The organism is Labrys neptuniae, from assembly GCF_040797145.1.
In the GTDB taxonomy this organism is placed as follows: domain Bacteria; phylum Pseudomonadota; class Alphaproteobacteria; order Rhizobiales; family Labraceae; genus Labrys; species Labrys neptuniae.
Genome location: NZ_JBFNQD010000012.1, coordinates 84902 through 109446, shown reverse-complemented (window position 1 = coordinate 109446; position 24545 = coordinate 84902). Strand labels below are relative to the sequence as shown.

24 protein-coding genes are annotated in these 24545 nt (G+C 65.4%); 8 read left to right on the top strand and 16 right to left on the bottom strand.

All coding sequences use genetic code 11. The features are described 5' to 3' along the window. Window positions 1-21: 21 nt before the first annotated feature. Both ABXS05_RS26650 and ABXS05_RS26645 read left to right on the top strand, forming a co-directional pair. Complete coding sequence (locus tag ABXS05_RS26650; RefSeq protein ID WP_367625949.1) at window positions 22-1101, top strand: DUF2125 domain-containing protein; 1080 nt, start codon at window positions 22-24, stop codon at window positions 1099-1101. Between the two features lie 96 nt (window positions 1102-1197). Next, on the top strand, window positions 1198-1980 hold the full coding sequence (locus tag ABXS05_RS26645) for a transporter substrate-binding domain-containing protein (RefSeq protein ID WP_367625948.1): 783 nt from the start codon (window positions 1198-1200) through the stop codon (window positions 1978-1980). A gap of 19 nt (window positions 1981-1999) precedes the next feature. On the opposite strand, the gene ABXS05_RS26640 is transcribed toward ABXS05_RS26645, so the two are convergent. From ABXS05_RS26640 to ftsY, 4 genes are all read right to left on the bottom strand, one after another. Continuing rightward, window positions 2000-2752, bottom strand: a complete 753-nt coding sequence (locus ABXS05_RS26640; protein ID WP_311935827.1) for an arginase family protein — start codon at window positions 2750-2752, stop codon at window positions 2000-2002. Window positions 2753-2950: 198 nt separating this feature from the next. Beyond that, a complete protein-coding gene (locus tag ABXS05_RS26635) occupies window positions 2951-3751 on the bottom strand; it encodes a metallophosphoesterase (RefSeq protein ID WP_311935830.1) in 801 nt (266 codons plus the stop codon). Window positions 3752-3758: 7 nt separating this feature from the next. After that, the gene (locus ABXS05_RS26630; RefSeq protein ID WP_367625946.1) at window positions 3759-4430 is read right to left on the bottom strand and encodes a septation protein A; all 672 of its coding nucleotides are present in this window, start codon (window positions 4428-4430) and stop codon (window positions 3759-3761) included. Window positions 4431-4433: 3 nt separating this feature from the next. Continuing rightward, window positions 4434-5696, bottom strand: a complete 1263-nt coding sequence (ftsY, locus tag ABXS05_RS26625) for a signal recognition particle-docking protein FtsY (RefSeq protein WP_367625945.1) — start codon at window positions 5694-5696, stop codon at window positions 4434-4436. Window positions 5697-5899: 203 nt separating this feature from the next. Between ftsY and ABXS05_RS26620 the strand changes: the two genes are divergently transcribed. Further along, a complete protein-coding gene (locus tag ABXS05_RS26620; RefSeq protein ID WP_367625944.1) occupies window positions 5900-6655 on the top strand; it encodes an RluA family pseudouridine synthase in 756 nt (251 codons plus the stop codon). Between the two features lie 166 nt (window positions 6656-6821). Here ABXS05_RS26620 and ABXS05_RS26615 read toward each other — a convergent pair whose 3' ends face one another. After that, window positions 6822-7709 carry a LysR substrate-binding domain-containing protein gene (locus ABXS05_RS26615; protein ID WP_311935841.1) on the bottom strand — a complete coding sequence of 296 codons (888 nt, stop codon included), beginning with the start codon at window positions 7707-7709 and terminating at the stop codon, window positions 6822-6824. A 376-nt stretch (window positions 7710-8085) separates the two neighbouring features. After that, window positions 8086-9084, bottom strand: a complete 999-nt coding sequence (locus ABXS05_RS26610) for a LysR substrate-binding domain-containing protein (protein WP_367625943.1) — start codon at window positions 9082-9084, stop codon at window positions 8086-8088. Window positions 9085-9189: 105 nt separating this feature from the next. Here ABXS05_RS26610 and ABXS05_RS26605 point away from each other — a divergent pair, with 105 nt between their 5' ends. After that, on the top strand, window positions 9190-9423 hold the full coding sequence (locus ABXS05_RS26605; RefSeq protein WP_367625942.1) for a hypothetical protein: 234 nt from the start codon (window positions 9190-9192) through the stop codon (window positions 9421-9423). 22 nt (window positions 9424-9445) lie between these two features. On the opposite strand, the gene ispG is transcribed toward ABXS05_RS26605, so the two are convergent. Then, complete coding sequence (gene ispG, locus ABXS05_RS26600) at window positions 9446-10699, bottom strand: flavodoxin-dependent (E)-4-hydroxy-3-methylbut-2-enyl-diphosphate synthase (protein WP_437178699.1); 1254 nt, start codon at window positions 10697-10699, stop codon at window positions 9446-9448. Between the two features lie 214 nt (window positions 10700-10913). Here ispG and ABXS05_RS26595 point away from each other — a divergent pair, with 214 nt between their 5' ends. Continuing rightward, the gene (locus tag ABXS05_RS26595; RefSeq protein ID WP_367625941.1) at window positions 10914-12014 is read left to right on the top strand and encodes an FUSC family protein; all 1101 of its coding nucleotides are present in this window, start codon (window positions 10914-10916) and stop codon (window positions 12012-12014) included. Window positions 12015-12076: 62 nt separating this feature from the next. Here the strand turns inward: ABXS05_RS26595 and ABXS05_RS26590 are convergent, their stop codons facing one another. Together ABXS05_RS26590 and ABXS05_RS26585 are read right to left on the bottom strand one after the other, a co-directional pair. Continuing rightward, window positions 12077-12484: a GlcG/HbpS family heme-binding protein gene (locus ABXS05_RS26590; protein ID WP_367625940.1), complete on the bottom strand. Its 408-nt coding sequence runs from the start codon at window positions 12482-12484 to the stop codon at window positions 12077-12079. Continuing rightward, on the bottom strand, window positions 12477-13253 hold the full coding sequence (locus tag ABXS05_RS26585) for an SDR family oxidoreductase (RefSeq protein WP_367625939.1): 777 nt from the start codon (window positions 13251-13253) through the stop codon (window positions 12477-12479). The genes ABXS05_RS26590 and ABXS05_RS26585 overlap by 8 nt, the downstream gene beginning before the upstream one ends. Before the next feature lie 90 nt (window positions 13254-13343). On the opposite strand from ABXS05_RS26585, the gene ABXS05_RS26580 reads away from it, so the two are divergent. Further along, window positions 13344-14249, top strand: a complete 906-nt coding sequence (locus ABXS05_RS26580; RefSeq protein WP_367625938.1) for a LysR family transcriptional regulator — start codon at window positions 13344-13346, stop codon at window positions 14247-14249. Window positions 14250-14684: 435 nt separating this feature from the next. Here the strand turns inward: ABXS05_RS26580 and ABXS05_RS26575 are convergent, their stop codons facing one another. From ABXS05_RS26575 to ABXS05_RS26555, 5 genes are all read right to left on the bottom strand, one after another. Next, window positions 14685-15608, bottom strand: a complete 924-nt coding sequence (locus tag ABXS05_RS26575) for a MerR family transcriptional regulator (protein WP_367625937.1) — start codon at window positions 15606-15608, stop codon at window positions 14685-14687. 152 nt (window positions 15609-15760) lie between these two features. Then, a complete protein-coding gene (locus ABXS05_RS26570; RefSeq protein ID WP_367625936.1) occupies window positions 15761-16282 on the bottom strand; it encodes a transcriptional repressor in 522 nt (173 codons plus the stop codon). 133 nt (window positions 16283-16415) lie between these two features. Further along, window positions 16416-17705: a glutamate-5-semialdehyde dehydrogenase gene (locus ABXS05_RS26565; RefSeq protein ID WP_367625935.1), complete on the bottom strand. Its 1290-nt coding sequence runs from the start codon at window positions 17703-17705 to the stop codon at window positions 16416-16418. A gap of 139 nt (window positions 17706-17844) precedes the next feature. Further along, window positions 17845-19425 (bottom strand): DHA2 family efflux MFS transporter permease subunit, encoded by a 1581-nt coding sequence (locus tag ABXS05_RS26560; protein ID WP_311935877.1) that lies wholly within the window; start codon window positions 19423-19425, stop codon window positions 17845-17847. 175 nt (window positions 19426-19600) lie between these two features. Next, window positions 19601-20929 carry an HlyD family secretion protein gene (locus tag ABXS05_RS26555; protein WP_367625934.1) on the bottom strand — a complete coding sequence of 443 codons (1329 nt, stop codon included), beginning with the start codon at window positions 20927-20929 and terminating at the stop codon, window positions 19601-19603. A gap of 331 nt (window positions 20930-21260) precedes the next feature. On the opposite strand from ABXS05_RS26555, the gene ABXS05_RS26550 reads away from it, so the two are divergent. Beyond that, window positions 21261-21917, top strand: a complete 657-nt coding sequence (locus ABXS05_RS26550) for a TetR/AcrR family transcriptional regulator (protein ID WP_311935882.1) — start codon at window positions 21261-21263, stop codon at window positions 21915-21917. Between the two features lie 96 nt (window positions 21918-22013). Here ABXS05_RS26550 and ABXS05_RS26545 read toward each other — a convergent pair whose 3' ends face one another. After that, the gene (locus ABXS05_RS26545) at window positions 22014-22727 is read right to left on the bottom strand and encodes a hypothetical protein (protein WP_367625933.1); all 714 of its coding nucleotides are present in this window, start codon (window positions 22725-22727) and stop codon (window positions 22014-22016) included. A gap of 140 nt (window positions 22728-22867) precedes the next feature. Here ABXS05_RS26545 and ABXS05_RS26540 point away from each other — a divergent pair, with 140 nt between their 5' ends. Next, window positions 22868-24007 carry a helix-turn-helix domain-containing protein gene (locus ABXS05_RS26540; protein WP_367625932.1) on the top strand — a complete coding sequence of 380 codons (1140 nt, stop codon included), beginning with the start codon at window positions 22868-22870 and terminating at the stop codon, window positions 24005-24007. Here ABXS05_RS26540 and ABXS05_RS26535 read toward each other — a convergent pair. Beyond that, window positions 24001-24438, bottom strand: coding sequence for a hypothetical protein (locus ABXS05_RS26535; RefSeq protein WP_367625931.1), 438 nt, complete (start codon window positions 24436-24438; stop codon window positions 24001-24003). The two genes, ABXS05_RS26540 and ABXS05_RS26535, sit on opposite strands and share 7 nt — an antisense overlap. Window positions 24439-24545 lie beyond the last annotated feature (107 nt).

The following is a 24545-nucleotide window of genomic DNA, read 5'->3' as shown; positions in this document are numbered from 1 at the left end:
ACGCTCTAGCGAGACCCTTTCGTGCCGACTGACCTGATCAATCCCGCGCCGCGCCGTTCTTCCCGCCGCATCTATCTGCCGACCATCCTGTTCGCCCTGATCGCGATCGCCTGGTCGGGCTTCTGGTGGTACGCCTCCACTCGGCTCGAGGCCGAATGGGCGCGCTTCCTGGCCAAGCAGGCCGAGCTCGGACGCCAGATCAAATGCGGCGAGCAGACCATCGGCGGCTATCCCTTCCGCTTGGAAATGCATTGCGGCCAGGCGACGGTGGAGAGCGTCAGAGCCAATAGGCCCTTCAGTGCCGCACTCGCCGAGGTGAATGCGGTGGCCCAGGTCTACCAGCCCAACAAGGTGCTGCTCCAGGCCAAGGGACCGGTAACGCTGGTCGACAAGAGCGATGCCGGAGCGACGCTGACCGCCGATTGGAAGAGCGCCGAGGCCAGCATGTCGATCTGGACTTCCGGGCCGCAGAATGCCGCGGTGGTGATCAAGGGCCTCAGCGGTACCGTCAAGCGCGGTGACCAGGCCGTCAATCTGGTCGAGGAGGGCAATGTCGAGGTCCATATCCGCCTGGCCGAGGGCACCAATGCCGCGCCGGGCGCCTATGATCTTGCCGCCGATGTCGACGCCAAGGCGATCGCGCCGCTCGACGATTTCCTCGGCGCTCCTTCCCTGATGAAAGGGACTTTCCGCGGGGTGATCACCAAGATCGACCTCAGGCCCATGCCGATGCCCGAGCGCCTGCGCGATTGGGCCGCCGCCGGTGGCACGCTGACCATCACGCAGGCCCAGGTCGAGCGTGGCCCGAGCGTCGTCAAGGCAACCGGCACAGTCGGGCTGGAAACCAGCGGCTTTCCCTCCGGCGACGTGACGGTGGCCCTCGCCGGCGTGCCGGAACTCGCCCAGACGCTCAAGCAATCGGGCCGGGTGCCAGATATGGTGGCGACGACCCTCACCGTCGGCCTGCCCGTGCTGGGCAAGCCCACCAACATCGATGGCAAGGCAGCGGTCGAAGTGCCCCTGACCATCGCCGACGGCAAGATCCGCGCCGGTGCCTTCCTGCCTGGCCTCAAGCTGCCGCGCCTGTTCGTGCCCGAATAGGGGCGAGGGCGCGCGCTGACAACGGATCCTCCTCATGGGTTGAACGAGGGGCTCGCAGCTTTATGCTGCCCGCAACAAACCATTTGGGGGAATCACATGCTTCGTTTGCTTGTCGTCTGTCTCGGCCTGCTTTGCCTTGCGCCCGCCGCGATCGCACGGGAGGCGCCGTCGGCACCGGGGCTCGACGCCGTGCTGGCATCCGGCGTGCTCAAGGTAGGATCCACCGGCGACTACCGCCCCTTCAGCTACAAGGATCCGGCGAGCGGCGAGTTCTCCGGTTTCGACATCGATCAGGCCAAGAGCCTCGCCGAGACACTCGGCGTGAAGCTCGAGATCGTGCCGACGACCTGGTCCAATCTGTCGGCGGATTTCGAAGCCGGCAAATTCGACGTCGCCATGGGCGGCGTGTCGGTGACCTTCGATCGCCAGAAGAAGGGCCTGTTCTCCACCCCCTATATGCGCGAGGGCAAGACGCCGATCGCCCGCTGCGCCGACAAGGGCAAGTTCGAGACACTTCAGGATATCGACAAGCCAGGGGTGACGGTCGTTGCCAATCCGGGCGGCACCAACGAGAAATTCGCCCGCGCCAGCCTGAAGCAGGCCAAGATCGTGATCTTTCCCGACAACACCAAGATCTTCGACGAGGTGGCGGCGGGGCGGGCCGACCTGATGATGACAGACGCCTCCGAGACCCTCTATCAGGAAAAGCTGCATCCGGGCGTGCTGTGCGCCGTGCATCCCGACAAGCCCTTCAATTTTGCCGAGAAAGCCTATTGGGTGCAGCGCGACATCGGCCTCAAGGGCTTCGTCGACCAATGGCTGCACCAGTCGATCGAGACGGGCGCCTACCAGAAGATCTACGACAAGTGGTTCAAGTAAGCCGGTAGACCTGATCGGCTTACCGCGCCAGGAGCGGCGCCAGGGCATCGAGAAGCGGGTCGGGGGAGAAGGCTTCCCCTCCCGGTTCCCAGGCATATTGAAACTCGGCGATCTCGATGCCCACGAAGGCCTGCTCGGCGATCACCTCGCAGCAAGCGCGGAGATCGGCGAGCGACAGGCCGCCTTCGCAGGCATAGTCGGTCGGAACGACGCCCGGATTCAGCACGTCGCAATCCAGGTGCACATAGACCGGACGGCCGGCAATCGCCTTGCGCAATTCGGCGGCCAGGTCGCCGCGTGGCTCGACCAGCGGAATGCCGTGCCTGTCGATCAAATCCTGCTCGAATGGGTCGAGATCGCGCTGGCCCACGAGAACGAGCCGGTCGAGGCTCAAGCCTGCTCCCAGACCCGAGTCCCAAAGTCCGGCGGGACCGGAAATGGCGAGACCGCCAAGAAAGCCCGAAGCCGAGGCCTCCGGCGTATTGAGATCGCCATGGGCGTCGAACCAGACGATGCAGGCATCGGGACGATGCCTGGCAACGGCCGGCAGTGTCGCGAGCGAGACCGCGCAGCGGCTGGTGGCTGCAATGGAGACGTCTCCCTTCGCCAGCACGTCGTCGAAGCGGGCCTGCACCTGTTTGAGCGCCGGCAGCGCGACGTCCAGTTCCTCGCGCCAGCCGGTATTCAGCGCAGGTTCCGGCGTGCCGACCACGAAAGGCGCGATGCCCGTCCGCCGTGCCAAGGCTTCGCCGATCGCCCGGGCTCCCGGCATGGCCAGATCGTTGTGATCGCCAGCCCGGCCCTGAAATACCGTATATGCAAACTGCCTGGTCAATGCTGTCGCCTCAGATTTGGCCACGGTCACCCCGGGGGCGACAGACGGCTCGATAGCACCCCCTGATGGTATCGGCAGTACTCGCCCGGTTTCAAGGTTGATCGTCCTGCCGGCCGCTTCTCGCCTTGCCCGGCTTCAAACCTCCACGACAAGGCTCGGATCGTGGTTCGGGTTCTCCACTTCGATGATGGATTGCTTGCCCTTTCGATAGGCATAGATGTTGCCGCGCGGATTGCTGACGATGCGGGTGTCATGCACGCGATAGTCGCGGCTGGCATGAATGTGACCATGTATCCAAAGGTGCGGCCGATATTCGGCAATCAGGGAGGTCAGATCGCTGGCATAGGCCGCATCGATCGGCTCGCTGACGGCATTCTGCCAGAGCGAATGGGGGTGCGGGGCGTGATGGCTGATCACCACGCTGGGGCCGTTGAACGGCCGGGCAAGGGTGTTTGCGATTGCCGACCGGTGCCGGCCATGGCTGAGCAGAGCGTCCCTGGTTTGCCAGCGCCGATAGTTGGGCCCGGTCCGGATCAGCTTGTGGTCGTTCATCTGCATGCCTGCGGCGACCTGCCCCTGAAAGGGGCTGCCCGCCACGGCGTAGTCGGTCCACAGCGTGGCGCCGATGAAGCGCACCCCGCCGGCGGTGAGAGTCTCCCCCTCGGCGAGCAGGTGGATGCCTTCCAGCCGCGCCCGATCGCGGGCTTTGCGCAGTTCCGTTTCCACGTTCTCCCGATAGAAGTCGTGGTTGCCGGGAACATAGATCAGCGGCAGGCCGCGGGGCAGGACATGCTGCGCGAGCCAAGGCAGAGCCCGGTCATGCAGGCGGTTGCAGACATCGCCGGCAATGACGACGGCATCGGCCCCGGCAGGTGTTGGAGCAAGCGTATAGGGGCTGTTATCGACGTGGAGATCCGACAAGACCCAAAGACGCATGATCGACCTAGGTCTTGCTTTGCTCGGTAGCGTCAGGGCTGTCCGGCTTCACCTCGTATTTCATCAGGATCGGCACCTGGGTGGCGGCGAAGATCAGGGTGATCGGCATGGTGCCGAAGACCTTGAAATTGGTCCAGAAATCATCCGAGAAGTTGCGCCAGACGATTTCGTTGAGCACTGCCAGGAACAGGAAGAACAGGCCCCAGTTCAGGGTGAGCTTGCGCCAGCCCTCGGGCTTGAGGTCGAAGGCAGCATCGAGGACGATGCGGATCAGGGGCTTGCCGAAGGCGAGGCCTCCCAGCAGGATCAGGCCGAACAGCGTGTTGACGATGGTCGGCTTGAGCTTGATGAAGGTCTTGTCCTGCAGCCAGAGCGTCAGCACGCCGAAGACCAGCACGAAGATGCCCGAGACCAGCGGCATCACCGGAATGTGCCGGGTGAGCACGAGGCCGGCGATGAGCGCGATCACTGTGGCCGGGATGAACACGGCGGTGGCCGTGAAGATGTTGCCGCTCGGCCCCTCGAACAGGGCCGGCGCCATGAAGCGCTCGACCAGGGGCTTGAACAATTCCGGCTTGTAATTGGCGAGGAAGAACAGGACCAGCGGCCCCATTTCCAGCACGAGCTTGAGGACGGGATTGACCTTCTGGCGCGGAGCGCCTGCGGTTTCAGCGGTCATGGCTCACTCCATCCCGGCAATGGCGCGGGAGAAGTCCCGGGCAGAGAAGGGTTCGAGGTCATCGATGCCCTCGCCGACGCCGATGTAATGCACGGGCAGGCCGAATTTGGCGGCCAAGGCCACCAAGATGCCGCCGCGCGCCGTGCCATCGAGCTTGGTCATCACCAGGCCGGTGACGCCAGCGGTCTTGCCGAAGATCTCGGTCTGCGAGATGGCGTTCTGGCCGACGGTAGCGTCGAGCACCAGCAGCACCGCGTGGGGCGCGCTCGCGTCGATCTTCCTGATCACGCGCACCACCTTGGCGAGCTCGTCCATCAACTGGGCCTTGTTCTGCAGCCGCCCGGCGGTGTCGATCAGCAGCACGTCGGAACCGTTTTCCTGCGCGGCCTTGAGGGCGTCGAAGGCGAGACCCGCGGAATCGGCACCCTGCTCGCGAGCCACGATGGGCGAGCGGGTGCGCTCGGCCCAGACCTTGAGCTGCTCGATGGCGGCGGCGCGGAAGGTGTCGCCGGCCGCTAGCGTCACCTTGAGGCCGTCGGCGCTGAACTTGGCGGCGAGCTTGCCGATGGTGGTGGTCTTGCCCGAGCCGTTGACGCCGACCATCAGGAGAACGAAGGGCTTGTGGGACCGGTCGATCTCCAGGGGCTTGGCCACCGGGGTGAGGATGGCCTCGACCTCGCTGGCCAGGACCTGGTGAACCTCCTCTGGCGAGATCTGGCGATCGAAGCGCCCCTTGCCGATCGCGGCGGCGATACGGGTGGAGACGTCGACGCCGAGATCGGCCTGGATCAGGACGTCCTCCAGCTCCTCGAGCGTGGTGGCATCGAGCTTGCGCTTGAGCACGATGTCGGTGATGCCGCGGCTGATGGCGTTGGACGAACGCGACAGGCCGTCGCGCAGGCGGCGCCACCAGGATTTCTTCTCGGCGGGCGCGGGCGGCGGGGCCGGCTCGCTGGTGCGCGGAGCTGGAGACGGCTCCGGTGCGGGAGGCGGTGCCGGCGCAGGAGCTGGCGGCGCAGGAGTTGGTGGTGCAGGCGACCCGGGCTCCAGGGGAACGATCAATTCGGCCGCGGCCAGGGGCACGGGTTCGATCAGGGCCTCGAGCGGCGCCTGTGCCGGTTCTGGCGCCGTGCCGGATTCCTCGACGGGAGCCGGCGTCGCCTGCTCAGCGGCTGGCTCGGGCCTGGTCTCGGTTTCCGGCGTCGTGGCGCCTCGCCCGAACAGCCGTGAAAAGAAGCCGGGCTTTTGCTTGTCGCTCTCAGTCATCGAAACGGTCTGAATCCCAAAAGCGTTTTGCGATCAGGCGGAATCGCCGAGAATCGCAAAGACGCGTCAAAACAAGAAGTTAGAGCAAAATGCGCTCGGTCGTCGACGCGTTTTGCTCTTGGGTGGCCAACCTGCCACCGAAAAATGGTCTCATGTTGAAGGAACCTCTAGCCGACAATGCCCGATCACGATAGCGCTAAGCGATGATATCGCTCGATTTGACCACGCGGCTCATTCACCGCGACGCCCTGATCCTGATCCTCGACAAGCCTGCCGGCCTGCCCGTGCATGCGGGGCCGAAAGGCGGGCCCAATCTCACGGCCATGCTGGAGCAACTGCGCTTCGGCCTGCCTCGCAATCCGGAGCTGGCGCATCGGCTCGACAAGGATACGTCCGGCTGCCTGGTGCTCGGGCGGCATGCCAGGCCCCTGCGCACTCTCAACGATCTCTTCGCCAAGGGCGGCGTCGAGAAGACCTATTGGGCGGTGGTCGAGGGCGGCCCGACCGAGGACAGTGGCCTGATCGACATGCCGATCGCCCGGCGGTCGCCCGAGCGCGGCTGGTGGATGAAGCCGGCCGAGGACGGCTTGCCGGCACAGACTGATTTCCGTGTGCTGGGTCGGGCCGGGGAACATACCTGGCTGGAGCTGAAGCCGCGCACCGGCCGTACCCATCAGCTGCGCCTGCATTGCGCCGCCTCCGGCTTTCCGATCGTCGGCGATCCGATCTATGGCAGCGCGCCGCGCGAGGGCGGCCCGGTGCTGCATCTGCATGCCCGAGGCGTGAGCGTGCCGATCCTGCCCAAGAAGCCGGCCGTCACGGCGGAAGCAGCGCCGCCGGACCATATGGGCGAGCACCTTGCGGCTCTCGGCTATCGGGGACCTCTCAGCCCGACGCCGCCGGAACTGGTGCAGCCGGCGCCCGAGCCGGTCCGCCGCCGCGGGCTCAGGCCGAAATAGGCGTGAGAACCTTCCGCCTTGCGGGCTATCGGATTCACACATCTCGACGTGGCAAGAAAAGGCGCAAGAAATCCTTCCCCGAAGCCGGGGAAGGATTACCCGCGCTCAATACTGCCAATATTGAGATGTGTGCAGCCGATAGCCTGCAAGGGGGAGGCCTAGCGTTCTACCCCGCTGTATCAGCCAGCTCCGCCAGGATCCAGTCGCGGAAAGTGCGGATCTTGGGCTGGTTGCGGCGCATTTCGGGATAGACGAGGTAAAAGGCCCGATCGCTCGGCAGTACCAGCTCGAAAGGCTGGATCAGCCGGCCCTCGGCGAGGTCGTCGTCGTAAAGGGCGGTCGAGAGGATGGCAGCTCCCTGTCCAGCCTTGGCCGCCGCGTTGATCACCGCCTGGCTGCTGAGATTGTAGACGAGCTTGGGCATTTCATAGCTGACGCCGGCTGCTTCGAACCATTCGCGCCACCAGTAATCGCCGGGATCGAGAAGGGGGATGCGCAAAAGATCGGCCGGCGTGTAATGCGGGCCGAGACGAGCGACGAGGTTGCGGCTGAGCATGGGCGTGTAGTCCCCCGGGAGCAGGCGGTGGGCCTGCAGGCCGGGCCAGTCCCCGGTGCCAAAGAAGATGGCAACATCGGTTTCTTCACGGGTGAAGTCGATGGCACGGTCGGTCGCCTCGATACGGACTGCCAAAGTGGGGTGGGCGAGCTGGAAGGCGCCGATATGGCGGGCAAGCCAGCTGGTGGCGAAACTCACCTTGGCGCAGACGGTCAGCACACCCTCGACGCCGCCGCGGGCCGCCGCATAGGCCTCCGCCATCAGGGCGAAGGCGTCGGTGATCGCCGGCGCCAGGCGCTGGCCGGCTGCGCTGAGCTCGATCTGGCGCGGCTTGCGCAGGAAGAGCGGCCCGCCGAAACGTTCCTCCAGGAGCTTGATCTGGTAGGAGACGGCAGCCTGGGTCATGCCGAGCTCGGCGGCCGCACGGGTGAAGCTCAGATGCCGCGCCACGGCCTCGAAGACCCGGATAGCGGCCAGCGGCGGCAGCAAAGTGCTCACGATGCATCAGCTCTCTTTATGGGTACTGCTTGAGCTTCAATTCGTCAGAACCCGAAATTCATGGAAAATCTCCGGATGAAACGGCCAAAAGCAGGGCCGATCTGGAGATTTAGCCATGATAGTGGCGCGGATAGAACGTATAGGGCAAGCTTATTCATATAGGGCCGATACGGGGCATGGCGAAACGCAGCCGGTCCATCGGCCAGCCTTATTGAGGGAGGCGCTGCGTGAGCTCTCCGATCACCTGTTGTGCGACATCGGTGTTATCGATGGCCATGCGAAGAACGATCGGCCTGAGCCTGACGCCAGCGCCCGCGCTCTGATCGATCGCTATCGATAGAGAGGGGGGCGGAAGGAAAGCGGCTTCTTGATCGTCTTAAGACGCCATGGCCTCTTCACCCCGGTTGCCGAGGCTGGCGGTCCTGCCGACCTCCTCCAGGATCCAGTCGCGGAAGACGCGAATCTTCGGCAGGTTGCGGCGGGCTTCGGGATAGACCAGGTAGAAGGAATGTTCGCCGGCGACTTGATGAAAGGGCTGGATCAGCCGCCCTTCCGCCAGATCCTGGGCCCAGAGGGCGCAGGAGAGGATGGCGACGCCCTGGCCGTCGAGTGCGGCGGTTCCGACGAAGGCCTGTGAGCCGATGCAGGGAATCTCCACGGGCCCGCGATGGACACCGCCGAAGCGATCCTGCCCGCGCGTGATTGGCGGTGCGGACTGCACTTCGCTGCGCGAAGGGCCCCCGGGGCGGCGGGCGACTTTGACGAGGTCGAACCAATCGTCCCACCACGTGTCGCCGGGATCGAGCAGTGGCAGGCGCAGGAGATCGGCTGGCTGCTTCACGCCGCCGATGGTGGCGGCGAGCTTCGGGCTGAGCATGGGGGAGTATTCACCCGATAGTAGGCGATGGCTGCACAGGCCCGGCCAGTTGCCGTCGCCATGGCGGATGGCGAGATCGATGTCGCTGCGTGCAAAGTCGACTGCTTGGTTGATGGCGTCGATCCGCACGGCCAGGGAAGGGTAGCGGATCTGGAAGGCGCCGACATGGCGGGCCAGCCAGGTCGTGGCGAAGGTGATCGAGGCCGTGACCGTGAGCACCCCCTCCGCATCGCCGCGCGCCGAGGCATAGGCCTGGGCGAGCAGGGAGAAGGCTTCGCTCACCGCCGGTGCCAGGCGCTGGCCGGCTTCCGTAAGCTCGACCTGTTTCGGGCGACGCAAGAAAAGCGGTGCGCCGAAGCGCTCTTCCAGCAGCTTGATTTGATAGGAGACGGCGGCCTGGGTCATGCCGAGTTCGTTGGCGGCACGCGTGAAGCTCTGGTGCCGAGCCACGGCCTCGAACACCCGGATGGCGGTGAGGGGCGGAAGCGGAAGGGTCATTTACGATAAGCCTGTTTTATGGCTCCAAATCGAGCTTCAATTAGCCACATCCCGCGCGGAATGGGAATATCCCTGTCAGATATCTCTAATTGCCGCACAGGAGACTTGGCCATGACGGCCGTTCAATTCAATCGCATAGGGCAGTCTTATTGCGGTCATGCGGATAGCGAACGCGTGGCCAAGCCGAATGAGACATTCATCAGGCCCCGCTTCATCGGTCCCTATGATCTTTCGGATCATTTGCTGCGGGATATCGGCGTGCTCGACGGCAATACCGGGCGAGGCAAAGGAAACAACGGCGCTTTCTCGGCGTGGGATCTGATCGACCGATACCGGTAAGCCTGGGAACAGTTCCCGGCAATTACTCCGCCGCCGGCCTGACGCCATAGCGGTTCTCGATATAATCGATCACCATCTGCTTGAATTCGTCGGCGATGCTGGGGCCGCGCAGGGTTGCGGCCTTCTGGCCGTCGATGAACACCGGTGCGGTCGGCGTCTCGCCGGTGCCGGGCAGGGAAATGCCGATATCGGCATGCTTGCTCTCGCCGGGGCCGTTGACGATGCAGCCCATCACCGCGACCTTCAGCGTCTCGACGCCCGGATAGCGTGTCTTCCAGTCCGGCATGGACTCGACGATGAAGCCCTGGATGCTCTGGGCGAGTTCCTGGAACACGGTCGAGGTGGTGCGGCCGCAGCCGGGGCAGGCGGCCACCAGCGGCACGAAGGTGCGGATGCCCATCACCTGCAGGATCTCCTGGGAGACCTTGACTTCCTGGGTGCGATCGCCGCCGGGCTCGGGCGTGAGCGAGACGCGGATGGTGTCGCCGATGCCGGCCTGCAGCAGCGGCGAGAGGGCGGCGGCCGAGGCGACGATGCCTTTCGAGCCCATGCCGGCCTCGGTGAGGCCGAGATGCAGGGCATAGTCGGAACGGCTGGCCATCTCGTTGTAGACCGCGATGAGATCCTGCACCGCCGAGACCTTGGCCGAGATGATGATGCGGGATTTGGGCAGGCCCATCTCCACCGCACGATCGGCCGAGAGCAGGGCCGACTGTACCAGCGCCTCCCAGGTCACTGTGCGGGCGTCGACCGGCGCCTCGCTCCTGGCGTTCTCGTCCATCAGATGGGTGAGCAGCTCCTGGTCGAGCGAGCCCCAGTTCGCGCCGATGCGCACCGGCTTGTCGTGGCGCATCGCCATCTCGATGATGGCGCCGAACTGGCGGTCGCGCTTGTCCTTGAAGCCGACATTGCCGGGATTGATGCGGTATTTGTCGAGCGCCTGCGCACAGGCGGGATGGTCGGCCAGGAGCTTGTGGCCGATATAGTGGAAATCCCCGATGATCGGCGTGGTCACGCCGATGCGCATCAGCCTTTCCTTGATGCGCGGCACCGCGGCGGCGGCCTCGTCGCGATCGACCGTGATGCGCACCATTTCAGAGCCGGCACGGGCCAATGCCGCGACCTGCCGTACCGTGCCGTCGATATCGGCCGTGTCGGTGTTGGTCATCGATTGCACCACGATGGGCGCGCCGCCGCCGACCAGGACGCCGCCGACATCGACGGGAACGGTAGGGCGACGGGACATCAGGCCAAAGCGCGCATAGGACGGGATCATCGGGCACCGCTGGTTTCGTTTGGGGATGACATGGACCTCACCGGCTGGCACGTCAAGGTCTTGGGGGGCCGGTCTTCGGACCGGCCTGGAACCACGCCGCCAGCAGAGCCGAGACGGCGGGTCTGAAGACCCGCCCCCCACGATCAGAGAGCCGGCCCTTGCGCTCCGCTCGAACCTTTCTACCATCGCATCTTGCAAAGGATGTGATGGGTTGATGATGATCGGCGCTGGTGCCACGGCTCGCCTGTTCAAATGGTTCGCGGCCAAGCGCATGGAACTGGCCCTGGCCGTGCGCGTCACGGTGGCGGCAGGCCTGACTTTCGTTGCGGTCAAGCTGGTGGACCTTTCCCAGTCGAGCTGGGCGGTGATCACCTCCATCATCGTCATGCAGGCAAGCCTCGGCGGCTCGGTCAAGGCGGCGATGGACCGGATGGCCGGGACGCTGCTGGGGGCCCTGTGGGGCGCGGTGGTGTCGGTGGTGCTGCCGCACCATGAGGGCAATGTCGCGCTGGGCCTTGCGGTACTGACCGCCGTGGCGCCGATGGCGGTGGCCTCGGCGCTCAGGCCGAGCTTCCGGGTGGCACCCATCACGGCGCTGATCGTGTTGATCCCGGCGGGCGGCACGCTGCTGCCGCCCTATGCCTATGCCGCCGAGCGCGTGGCGGAGATTGCGCTCGGCATCATCGTCGGCGTCGGCGTCGCCCTGTTCGTTTTACCGGCGCGGGCGCAGGGCGCGCTTGCCGCCGCGGCCGCACGCGTGGCCGATCTCAATGCCGAGCTCCTGCTTGCCCTGACCGGCAGCCTCCTCGACGGCAAGGGCCGGCCGGAGCTTGCCGGCATCAACAAGCGCATCCGTGCGAGCCTGCGCCAGATCGATGCCGCCGTCGAGGAGACGGTGCGCGAGCGCAGCGCCCATCTCAGCCATGCCATCGATCCCGAGCCGATGGCCCGCACGCTCTACCGTGTCCGGCACGATCTCGTCATCATCGCCCGCGTCTGCGTGCGCGCTTTGCCGGAGCGGGTGGCGCCGACCCTCACGGAGCCTCTGGAGGCGATGCGGGACGCGACCGTCGGCCTGCTGCGCGGCATCGCCGAAGCCCTGCGGCGCGGCTATCTCGGGCCGGATGCCGCGGGTTTCGATGCCAGCCTTTCCGCCTATGTCGCCGCCATGGACAAGCTGCGCGGCGCCGGCGTGCTGCGGGACCTGCAAAGCGAGGAGGTCGGCCGCCTCTACGCCCTGCGCTTCGGCTTCGAGCAGCTCGGCCAGGACATCAAGGACCTGGTCGAGCGCAGCTCCGACCTTGCTCGGGAGTAATCGGAGCGCGGACATCCTGTCCGCGCTCCGAAGCGTGATTTCCGACGGATCGGGAGGCGCCGTCAGCTCTGTTGCTCGATCGCCGAGCGGGCGATGGCCGCGTCTTGCTCCGGGCTGCCGCCCGAACCCCCCAGGCCACCGATCAGGGCTCCCTCAACGTCGAACAAGGGCTCGCCGCCCCCCACCAGCAGCAGGCCGCCATGGTGGATATGGTCGAAATGCAGGAGCGGTTCCCCGATTTTCAACGGTGTGCTCAGGGCAGCGGTTGGAGCCTGGAACATCACCGAGGTCCGGGCCTTGGCGATGGCAAGCTCATTCGCTGCCAGCCAGGCGCCGTCCATGCGGGAGAAGGCCACCAGGTTGGCGCCCTTGTCGAGCACGGCGAAGACCGCCTTCATGCCAGTCTTCTCCGCGGCGGTGCGCGCCTTGGCGACGACGCCATGCGCGTCTTCGAGCGTGATCTCAGGCATTCTGGCTCCACTCGGTTTCCTGCCATTGCCTGGCGGCCTTGATGGTGTCGAGGGGGCGCATGGTGCGATAGAGATGCTCCTCGGCCGGAATGATCTCGACCATGGCATCGATCATCTCCTGCGGATCGTTCTGGTCCGCGAGGGCGCTGGCGAAGTCCGGCATGGGCACGACCACGCTGCCGGCGTCGTACCACTGGGTATGGCTCTCCGCACCGGTGTCGTTGAAGCCGGTGCCGAACACGCCCGGGTTCACGGTCGCGACCTTGACGCCATAGGGCGCCAGCTCGGCCCTCATCGAGCCGGCGATGGCCTCGATGGCATGCTTGGTGGCGCAATAGGCGCCGACGAAGGGGATGACGAGGATGCCGCCCATCGAGGAGGTCCACACCACCTTGCCGGCCTTGCGCGCCACCATCTTCGGGACGATGCCCTGCGCCAGCCTGATATGGCCAAAGACGTTGATTTCGAACGATTCACGCACGCGTTGCATCGGGATGTCGATGACGGAGCCGCTTTCCATCACGCCGGCATTGAGCACGAGGATGTCGGGATCATAACCCGCGGCATGCGCGATATCGATGTCGTCGAGGAGGTTGAGCTTGATGACCTCGAGCTTGACGCCCGCGGCCGCGGCGTCGGCGCGCAGGCTGCGCACCAGGGGCCAGGATTCGGCGGTCGCGACGACTTGGTGCCCCTGGCGGGCCAGCTCGATCGCAGCGCCGCGGCCGAAACCGGAACTGGCGCCGATGATCAGGATTTTCTTCGACATGGTCTTCCTCCGTTCTCGATGATCGAGATCCGGGAACCACCCTAAGGAAGCTTGACTGCTGCAACAATCTCGCCAATTCTTGATGTTGAGATGAGAGATATTCATCAATTAAAGAGCGGCGATCTCTTCGCACTCGCCGTGTTCCTCTCGGTTGCCGCCCATCGCAGTTTCCGAGCGGCGGCGATCGAGCTCGACGTCACGCCCTCGGCGGTCAGCCATTCGGTCAAGAGTCTCGAACAGCGCCTCGACGTTCGCCTGTTCAACCGCACGACCCGCAGCGTCTCCCTCACCGATGCGGGGGAACGTCTCGCCGCCAAGCTCAGGCCGGCGGTGTCCTCGATCGCCGAGGCGCTGCAGGTGGTCGACGATTTTCGCGAGGCGCCCAGCGGGACGGTGCGGATCAATTCCAGCGAGGGCGCGATCCGCCTCGTGCTGCTGCCGGTGCTGGCACGCTTTGCCAGGGACTATCCGCAGGTCCATCTCGATATCGTCAGCGACGGCCGGCTAAGCGACGTCGTGGCCGATGGCTTCGATGCCGGTATCAGGCTGGCTGAGGCGGTGCCGCAGGACATGATTGCGGTCCGCCTCACCGAGACGGCACGCTTTGCCGCGGTAGCGTCGCCGGGCTATTTCGCGGCCCATGGCCGGCCGGCAGTGCCGCAGGACCTGCATCGCCACGCCTGCATCCGCTTTCGCTTCGACAGTGGCGCGATCTATCGCTGGGAATTCGAGCGTCACGGCATGACGGAGACGATCAACGTCACGGGGCCGCTCACGCTGACCGACCAACCCCTGATGGTCGAGGCGGCGATCCAGGGCATCGGCATCGCCTTCGTGCCCGATCATCTGGTGGTGGGCGCCCTGGCGGACGGGCGCCTCGAACGCATTCTCGACGACTGGTGCCCGGCTTTTCCGGGGCTATGCCTCTATTATCCCGGGCACCGCCACGTCTCGGCCGGGCTGCGCGCCCTGATCGCCGCCATCCGCGCGGGATGACGGCGTGTCTAATACCCACCCCTTTCAAGGTGTTTGGAACGAACCGCGAAAAGGCTGGGATAGGGCACTACGACCCCTCATCCGCCTGCCGGCACCTTCTCCCGCAAGGGGAGAAGGGATCATTTCGTCAGCCGCAACGCCAGCCGATCGCCTTCTCCCCCTGCGGGAGAAGGTGCCCCGAAGGGGCGGATGAGGGGTTTCGCCGCTCGTCCGAACTTCACACATCAACACCCTGAAAGGGGGGTGTCTAATACCAGGCCTCATAAAGCTTGACCTGTCATCCCCGGCCGAGCTTCGCGAGGGTATCGTCACAAGTCTTGCTTGTGACTGGGATCCAGGGGCAGTAAATCGCGCTCGCTGGCCACTGGATCCCCTTCCCGGGGTCTTCGACCCCGCCGGGGATGACAGGTCACGAATTTTGCACGCTGGTATAATTCACAACCGGCGCGACAGGGCCTCGACGATCCAGCCCCATTCGCTGGCCGCCAACTGGCCGGGCGGATCGCCGCGCAGGATCGCCATCAGCTCCAGATAGCGCCGCGAGCGGGCATGGTGCTTGCGATATTGCTCGAGCTGCCAGTCGAGAAAGGCCGCATCCGGCTCTTTCTTCATGGCCCGGGCCGAGCTCTCCAGCCATGCCTCGGCGATGGCACGGCCGGTATCCGAATCCGGCGCTATGCCCTTGTCCATGGCGGCTCGAACCTGCGCGAAGGTCTGGTCCGAGGCCTGGCGGTAGGCGGCGGGGTCGAAGCCGTCATGCCATAATTCGCGCATGCTGGCCTGCATCTCGTCCCTATAGTGCCTGTCGGTGAGCATGCCCATCAGTTCGGTCCAGGCATCGAACTGGGCCGTCGTGGGATCGTCGGGCAGGTCGGGCGTGGCGGCGGCGATCATCTTGTCGCGCCAGGCCGGGTCCATGCGGGCATCGGAGCCGGCTTCGGCATAGAACGCTTCGATGGCGGTGCGGAACTGGGTCTGGGAAAGGGCGGTCACGGTCCAAAGTCTCCTCAGATCTTGCGGGGTGGGATCGGCGAGCCTCAGCGTGGCGCGCAAGGCCGCGGCGATGCGGCGCTTGGCGGCGATCTCGACCTCGATGGCGTCGAGGCGCAGGGCCAGGACGTCTGTGAGGCCGAGGCGGCGGGCGATGAGGCGCGCGATGTCGCCGAGCTTCACGCCGGCATCGCGCAGAGCGAGGATGAGATCGAGCCGGGCCCGGTCCGCTTCCGAATAGACGCGGTAGCCGCTCCCGGCGCGTGCGGTCGGCGGCAGGAGGCCCTTGTCGGAATAGAAGCGGATGCGCCGGACGGCGATGCCGCTCAGCCTGGAGAGTTCGCCGATGGTGTAGGTTTTCTCGCTCATGCGGCGGGTTCTACGGGCTCCACCAAGTGGAGAGTCAAGCGGCTGCGTCCGCCTTTTCCTTTGTCTGACCCTGGCGCTTCCAAGAGCAGCTATCGCGACAATCGGCAAAGCCGATTGCGCGGCTACGTCCGCGCACCCGGAAAGAAGCTGCGCTAGGCCTGCGTCTTTTCACGGCAGTGGCGGCAGATGCCGGCGAGCTCGATGACCTGGCCGCGGGGGGTGAACCCGATGGCACCGGCAGCGGTGGCCAGGGCCTTGCCGACGGTGTCCGACTCCGCCTCGCCCACCGTGCCACAGCTCTCGCAGATCAGGAACATCACCACGCTGCCGTCCTTGTGGTCGTGCGCACAGGCGATGAAGGCGTTGCGGCTCTCGATGCGATGGGCAAAGCCCTGTTCGAGCAGGAAGTCGAGGGCGCGATAGATGGTGATCGGCGCCGGGCGCTTGCCCTCGCCATCCTCCAGCTTTTCGATCAGCTCATAGGCACCGATCGGCTGGTGGGTGGCGGCGAGAGCCTCCAGCACCTGGCGGCGGATCTGGGTCAGCCGGACGCCGCGTTCGGCCGAAAGGCTTTCCGCCCGCGCCAGCACGGATGAGCTGCAATGGCTGTGATCATGGCCTGGTTCGGCGAAGACCGGTGCTGGCTCGTGATCGTGGGCGTGGCGGTGGGCCATGGAAACCTCTCGCCCCCTATGTAGCAATGGCGCGGCGCCATTGCCAGTTCCCTGGGATCGCCGGCTTCCAGCCGGCTCTTGGATACACAACGCTGGCGGGAAGGGCCGGCTGGAGCCGGCGGTCCCAGCAAGATTAAGGCCTGACCGTACCCTGGCCCTTCACGCGATATTTGAACGAGCAGAGCTGCTCGGCGCCGACAGGCCCGCGCGCATGCATGCGGCCGGTGGCGATGCCGATCTCGCCGCCGAAGCCGAATTCGCCACCGTCGGCGAACTGGGTGGAGGCGTTGTGCAGTACGATGGCCGAATCGACCTCGGCCAGGAAACGCGCTGCCGCAGCCTCGTCGTCGGTGACGATGGCGTCGGTATGGTGCGAGCCGTAGCGTTCGATATGGGCGAGCGCCGCGTCGAGGCCCGAGACCACCTTCACCGAGATGATGGCGTCGAGATATTCGGTGGCCCAGTCGGTGTCGTCGGCCGGCTTCACATGCGGATCGACCGAAAGGGTGCGCGAATCGCCGCGGACCTCGCAGCCCGCCTCCAGCAGGGCCTTGACCAGTGGCTTGAGGAAGACCGGCGCCACGGCCTGGTCGACCAGCAGCGTCTCGGTGGCGCCGCACACGCCGGTGCGACGCATCTTGGCGTTGAGCACGACGGCGACGGCCATGTCGAGCGCGGCGCCGGCATGGACATAGGTATGGTTGACGCCTTCCAGATGGGCGAAGACCGGCACGCGGGCCTCCGCCTGCACCCGGGAGACGAGATTCTTGCCGCCGCGCGGCACCAAGACGTCGAGATTGCCGTCGAGCCCGGCCAGCATGGCGCCGACGGCGGAGCGGTCGGGCGTGGGCACCATCTGGATGGCGGCCTCCGGCAGGCCGGCGGCTTGCAGGCCGGCGCGCAAGGCCTTGGCGATCTCGCTGCAGGTGCGGAAGCTCTCCGAGCCGCCGCGCAGGATCGCGGCATTGCCGGCCTTGAGGCAGAGGGCACCTGCATCGGCCAGCACGTTGGGGCGACTTTCGAAGATCACGCCGATGACGCCGAGCGGGGTGGAGACGCGCTCGAATTCCAGGCCGTTCGGCCGCGTCCAGCTCGCCAGCACCCGGCCGACCGGATCGGGCTGGGCGGCGACTTCGCGGATGGCCTGGGCGATGCCGGCGACGCGCTTCTCGTCGAGAGTGAGGCGGTCGACATAGGAAGCGATCTGGCCGCGCGCCAGAGCATCGGCGACATCCTGCGCATTGGCGGCGAGGATGGCGGCTTCACTGGCGAGGATGGCCTTGGCCATCGCCTCGAGCGCGGCATTCTTGGCTGGGGCCGGGGCGAGCGCCAGGATCCGCGCGGCCGAACGGGCCGCCTGTCCTACTTTGCGCATGACGGCAATGACATTGCCGTCTTCCATTCCCCGGTTTTCGTCGGGCATGGTTCACCCTGTCGGTTTTTCAAAAGATCAGGCTGACGTGGTTAGGCCGGATCGACAGTGGTTGCAAGGCTGTTTGGAGCGCGGACATCCTGGCCGTTCTTTGTTTTTAAGAGCGGACAGGATGTCCGCTCTCCGGGCTTCAATGCCCGCCACCCCCGCCGCCGCCCGCCATCTGCGGCTTCTTCAGCATGAAGATGGAGAAGCTGAGCAGGCCGAACAGCAGTGTCAGCAGCAGGAACACGTCGGAGAACGCCATCACAAGTGCCTCGCGCCGCATCAGCCCGACCAGCCTGGAGACGGTCATCTGGTCGGCTGCCGCCCCGAAAGCCACGAAACCGGCCTTCATGTTCTCATAGGTCTGCATGACATTGTCGCGGCTCCAGTTCACCGCCTCGCCCAGGCGCGACAGATGCAGGTCCTGGCGCTTGTTGAGGGCGGTGTTGATGATGGCAAGGCCGACCGCGCCGCCGAGATTGCGCATCAAATTGAACAGGCCGGAAGCGTTCTTGATGCGGGCAGGGGGCAGGGTGCCCAGCGCGATGTTGGAGATCGGCACCATGCAGATCATCAAGGAGACGCCGCGCAGGATCTGCGGCAGCAGAATCTCGTAGAAATCCCAGTCATGCGTGATGCCGGTCATGATCCAGGTGCCGGCCGCAAAGCCGATGAAACCGCCGGCGATCATCAGGCGCGGATCGACGAAGCGGGTGAGGTTGCCTGCGATCGGCGCGGTGAAGAACATGCACAGGCCGGTGACGAACATGGTCTCGCCGATCATGCGGGAATCATAGCCGCGCACGCCGGCAAGATAGACCGGGAAAAGATAGGTCAGGCCGTAGAGGCCGACGCCCAGCACGAAGGAGAGCAGCGAGCCGGTGGCGAAGTTCCCGTCCTTGAAGGCATAGAGATCGACGATGGGCTGTTTGGCCAGCAGCACGCGGGCGAAGAACACTACAGCACCGACGGCCGCGAGCACGGACATCACCAGGACCGGCGTTTCGGCGAACCAGTCATGCCCCGGCCCTTCCTCCAGCGCATATTCGAGGCCGCCGAGGAACACCGCCATCGAGATCAGGCCGGTCCAGTCGAAATTGCTGAGCAGAGACAGGTCCGGCTCGTCGAAGTCGACCATGGAGAAGGTCATCAGCGTGACGATGACACCAGGCACCACATTGATGAAGAACAGCCAGTGCCAGGAGATCGCATCGGTGAGGATGCCGCCGACCGTCGGGCCGATGGTGGGGGCGAGCGTCGCCACCAGGCCGATCATCGGCGAGACGATGGCCTGCTTGGAGCGCGGGAAGATGGTGAAGGCGGCCGCGAACACGGTGGGGATCATACCGCCGCCGATGAAGCCCTGCAGCGCGCGGTAGATGATCATCTCGTTGATGTTCGTCGCGGTGCCGCACATGAAGCTCATGACGGTGAAGCCCGCGCAGGAGACCGCGAAGGTCCAGCGCGTCGAAAAGGCGCGGGAGAGGAAGCCCGAGAGCGGGATCATCACCACTTCGGCCACCAGATAGGCCGTCTGCACCCAGGGAATCTCGTCGCCGGAGGCGCCGAGGCCGGCCTGGATCTGAGGCAGGGAGGCGGAGACGACCTGAATGTCCAGGATCGCCATGAACATGCCGAACACCATCGCCAGGAAGGCGATCAGCTTGCGCTTGTCGATGGTTTCTTCGGCGGGCACCGGTATGGCGGTTGCTGTTGCGGTGGCCATGGCGGCCTCCTTGGAAGCAGATAGCCTTCTCCCCATGCGGGAGAAGGTGGCACGAAGTGCCGGATGAGGGGTCTCGCATCCTTGCCGGAGAGAGCGCGGCGCGACCCCTCATCCGGCCCGGCTTCGCCGGTCCACCTTCTCCCGCAAGGGGAGAAGGCTCTTGTCTTGCCTTACCTTACCCCTTCGGGCCGGTGCGGCTGTCGACCGTCACCACCACCGACAGGCCGGGACGCAGCTTGCCGCTGAGAGCGATGTCGGCGGGAACCTCGATACGCACCGGCACGCGCTGGGTGATCTTGGTGAAGTTGCCGGTGGCGTTCTCGGGCGGCAGCAGGCTGAAGACAGAGCCGGAGGCCGGCGAGAACTTGCCGACGACGCCTTCGAAGGTGTCGCCGTCCATGGAGTCGACCGAGACTTCCACCTTCTGGCCGGGAACCAGCGGGGCGAGCTGGGTTTCCTTGAAGTTGGCGGCGACATAGATGCTCTTGAGCGGCACCAGGGCGATCAGGCGCGAGCCGGGCGAGACATACTGGCCTGGCTGGGCGGCGCGGTTGCCGACCACGCCGTCGGTGGGTGCGCGCACCACGGTGGCGTCGAGGTCGTTCTGCGCCTTGGTAATGGCGACGTCGAGTTCCTTGGCGCCCTGCTCGGCCTCGTCCTTCTGGGCCTGCGTCACGGCGAGATTGGCCTTGGCCGCGATCACATTGGCCTCGGCGCTGTTCAGGCTCGCCTGGGCATTGGTGAGGGTGGCATTGGCGCTGGCAAGGCCGGCATTGGCCTTGTCACGGTCAGCGGTGGCTTGGTCGAGCGTGGCCTTGGAACCGAAATCCCGGGCAGCCAGCGCGTCGGCGCGATCGAAGGCGGCATTGGCGCGCACGATTTCGGCCTTGGCGGAGGCGACGCCGGCCTGGGCCGACTCGATGCCCGCCTTGGCCGAGGCGACGCCGGCATTGGCGGTTTCGATCGCCGCCTGCTGGGCCACGACCTGCTGGTCGATGCGGGCAATGGTGGCGTTCTGCGTGGCGCGCTTGGCCTTGGCGGATTCGAGCGCGGTGCGATAGTCGGTGTCGTCGAGCTTGACGATGACGTCGCCAGCCTTGACGCTGTCGCCGTTCTGCACCGGCACGCTGTCGACATAGCCCGAGACCTTCACGCCCAGGGTCGACACATCGGCCTGCACATAGGCGTCATCGGTCTCGACCATGAAGCGGCCATTGGTCCACCAGTCATAGCCATACCAGCCGCCAGCCGCGAGGGCGACGACCAGCAGGATCGGCAGAACGGTGCGGGCCTTGGATTTCTTCTTGCCGGCCGTCGCGGCGGGCTTGGATTGCACCGGAGCCGCGGGAGCCTCGGCCTTCTGGGCCTCTGCCTTCCCCGTCTCGGGCGCTGCCGGCGCGTCGGTACGCTGGCGCTCCAAGGTCACGACATTGTCGGTGGCATCGGCCGGGCCGGTGGCGCCCTGGCCACCCGGCACGGCATTGTGGTCGCGAGCTGCGTCCATCGTGGTCTCCCAACCGGAAGGTGAGACGCCCCTGGACAACTCGAAAAAGTTGCCTGCAAAACCAGACCGTGTTGATCTTGCCCCGGAGCATTCTACGATTTGGGTGGCTATGCCGAGGATCGCAAATATGCATTAGAACAAAGGCTTGGAGTAAAATGCGCTTCCGTGGAAACGCGCTTTGCTCCGGTCGACAAGATCAATACCGTCTGGCTGGGACTGTCAGGATCGAACCGAACGGTTCAGTCAGTTTCCGTTGACTATCATGTTGCGCTGCGATACGCAATAAAAATCGAACCGAACGGTTCAGTCAATTTTTGGAGGGATTTCAGTCATGCTCGCCGAAAGCCCGGCACCTGCGAAAGAGCCGGCTACCGACCCACCGGCCGCCGACAATGCCAAATGCCGCCAGATCGTCGATGGCGCTCGTCGTGTCTTCCTGGCCCATGGTTTCGAAGGCGCCAGCATGAACGATATCGCCAAGGAGGCAGGCGTCTCCAAGGGCACTCTCTATGTCTATTTCGAGAACAAGGAGCGGTTGTTCGCGGCGATCGTCGACGAGGAACGCTCTTCCCATGTCGAGCGCATCTTCGAATTCGACTATAATTCGCCCGACGTCGAAGGCACGCTGCTGGAGCTTTCCGCCGCCATCACCGCTTTCATCTGCCAGCCGCGCATCATCTCGGCGATGCGGGCCGTGATGGGTATCACCGAGCGCATGCCCGATATCGGGGCGCATTTCTACAATGCCGGCCCCGGCCATTCCCGCAAGCAACTGGCGAAATATCTCGATCTGCGCGTGGCCGCCGGCCAGCTCGACATCGACGATACGGAGCTGGCCGCTGCCCAGTTCCTGGAAATGTCGCACGGCCCCTTGCTGAAGCCGATGTTCTTCATGGCCAACAACACGCCGCCGACCAAGGCGCGCATCCGCGAGGTGGCGCAGTCGGCCGTGCGGGTGTTCATGGCCGCCTATGGCGTGAAGAAATAGAGGCGCAACGAGCTCCCTGATGTCGGGGAGGGGGACCGCTAACGCCGGCTCCGCGTGGGGGCGCCATCTGACCACGTCCCCGCCCCCCATCGGTGCTCATCCTCCGCCGATGCGTATCCGCAGAAAATCACCCTTGATGGTGATGGCCGGCTTGATGCCCGGCCTGTTCGGCAGGGCGCTGTCGACCAGCGAGGCATGGCCGCTCACCGCGTAGTTCACTGCCTCCGCGCCGGCGAAGCGCAATTCGGCGTCGATGGCGTTGCCGCCGAGGTCGATGCTCTCGTCCTTGTCGATGCGGGCATAGGAGAGGCGGGCACGGATGGCATTGCCCTCGATCGAGACGTTGCGTGCATGCCCGTCCAGCGCGATGTCGCCGGCCCGGCTGTTGACGTCGAGCGAGGCGAAGCTGCCCGACAGGCGGCTCGAAGTGGCGTCCTGCACGATGGAGACGGCGACGTTTTCGGGCAGGGTGGCGGTGAGTTCGAGCCGGCAATCGGAGGCACCGAACCAGGCACCATTGCCGGTGTCGACCTGCAATTGCGTACCGACCAGCCGGATCGAGCCGGCATTGGTGCAGCCGGCGCCACTCCAGCTCGAGCTCCAGAAGCCGAACCAGCCGTCCGGGCGGCCGCGGAGTTCGGCGCGATAGGGACCCGTGCGGCTGGCCGTCAGCCGGACCAGGCTGGAAGGGCCGCTGACCGTCACCGAGGTCACCGAGGCGACGTCAAGTTCGCCGAGGCTCGTGTGCGCCCTGCCTGGGGCCATCCCGGCGACGGCGAACAGGACGATGAGGATCAAAGGCCTTCGCATGGCTGTCTTCCCTTTTTGAACCTTGGGAAGACGACGCCGGAATCCGGTGCATTCGGCGACCTCGATCGCGATCGGGGACGAATCCGAGCGTGATCGAGGACATGAATGGTGTAGATTCGTCCCGTTCCGGAAGCATCCCCATGATCTTCGTACCCCTGCCCTTCGTCAGCGCGCTGCTCTTTGCCATCCTGCTGGTGCAGATGGTGCGGCAGGGCGATCGTCCCTGGCGGGACAATGCTTTTTTCCTGCTGCTGCTCGGCTTCACCGCGCTCTCGGTGCTGCTTGGCCTGCGCTGGGGGTACGGGGTCAGGATTTTCATCCCGCTTCAGGCCACGCTGGCTGCCTTGACGCCGGCACTGGCGTGGCTCGCCTTTCGCGGTCTCACTGCCGAAGGCCCGGCGCTGCGCTGGGCCACGGTGTGGCCTCATCTCGTGCCTGCCGGCCTTGTCGGGCCACTTTTCGTGACTTCGTCGGTGGCGGTCGATCTTCTCGTCATCCTGTCGTTCCTCGGCTACGGCCTTGCTTTGACACGCCTGGCGCTGGCCGGCCCCGACATGCTGATCACGCCCCGGCTGGACGGCGTGCTGCGATCCTACCGCGCGCTGCAGATCACGGCCGGGGCCTGCCTGGTCGGCGGGGTGACGGACGTCATCATCGGTCTCGACATGCGCTGGATGGGAGGCGTCATTTCCGAAGCCATGGTGTCCGGCGGCAATGTCGTGCTGCTGCTGGTGCTGGGCGTGGCGGCCGCCTCGGCGGGATCGGCGGCACCGACCGAGGAGGCCGAGCCATCGGCGGTCGAACCGCCAGCCCGGCCTGGCAGCGACGAGGACAAGGCGGTGGCGCTGGCCCTCGATGCCCTGATGGCGGATCGTTCGCTCTACAAGGATGTCGATCTCAATCTCGGACGGCTCGCCCGGCGGCTGAACCTGCCGGCGCGGCGCGTTTCCTCGGCCGTCAACCGCATCCACGGCATGAGCGTGTCGCACTATGTCAACAAATACCGGATCGAGGAGGCCTGCCGCCTGCTGGCGACCACCGATACGTCCGTCATCCAGGTGATGATGGAGGCCGGCTTTCTCAGCAAATCCAATTTCAACCGCGAGTTTCTGCGCCTTACCGGCGTCAGCCCCATCGCCTGGCGGCGGGGGCAGCGTTCTGCGCCGGCCGGGAGTGCGGAGAATGGCAAGCAAAAGGCCCCGCCGTGGCGGGGCCCCAAAACGCAACTCGACATTACGCAACGCGACTTGACGCAACTCGAACGCAACGCAACTCAGTAGCAGACCCGCACGCGGGCCCAGTGGCCGCCATAGTAGTCTTCGACCCAGCGCTTCTGGATGTAGCAGCGGCGGTACTGGCGGTAATAGACGGGGCGGTATTCGTCGTAATAGCCGCCACCGTAATAGCCGTTGTTGTAGGCGGAGCCGGCGAGGAGGCCGCCCAGCAGGCCGATGCCGGCGCCGGCGGCGAAGGCGCCACCACGGCCATAGCGGGCTTCGGCGGTGCCGGTGGTGGCGATCGCGGTACCGGCCAGCGTGGCGGCAACCAGGGCTCCGGTCAGGATCTTCTTGAACATCGTCTCGTTCCCATCTCTCGTCTTGCGCGGGCTGCGCTTGCTCTGATGGGGTGAGGATGTCACCGCGGCCCCGTTATTTCCGTGCGATTCGACACCGGGAAACACGGCATGCCAGCGCTCCTGAACCAGGGTCACGCTGCTGTTTCCTTTCGTCGCCAGGATGACGTAACGTCTGGCGGTTGCGGAGGAATGGCATGCGGTCGGGGTGGCGAGTTGGCGTCTGGTTGGTTCTGGGCTCTTTC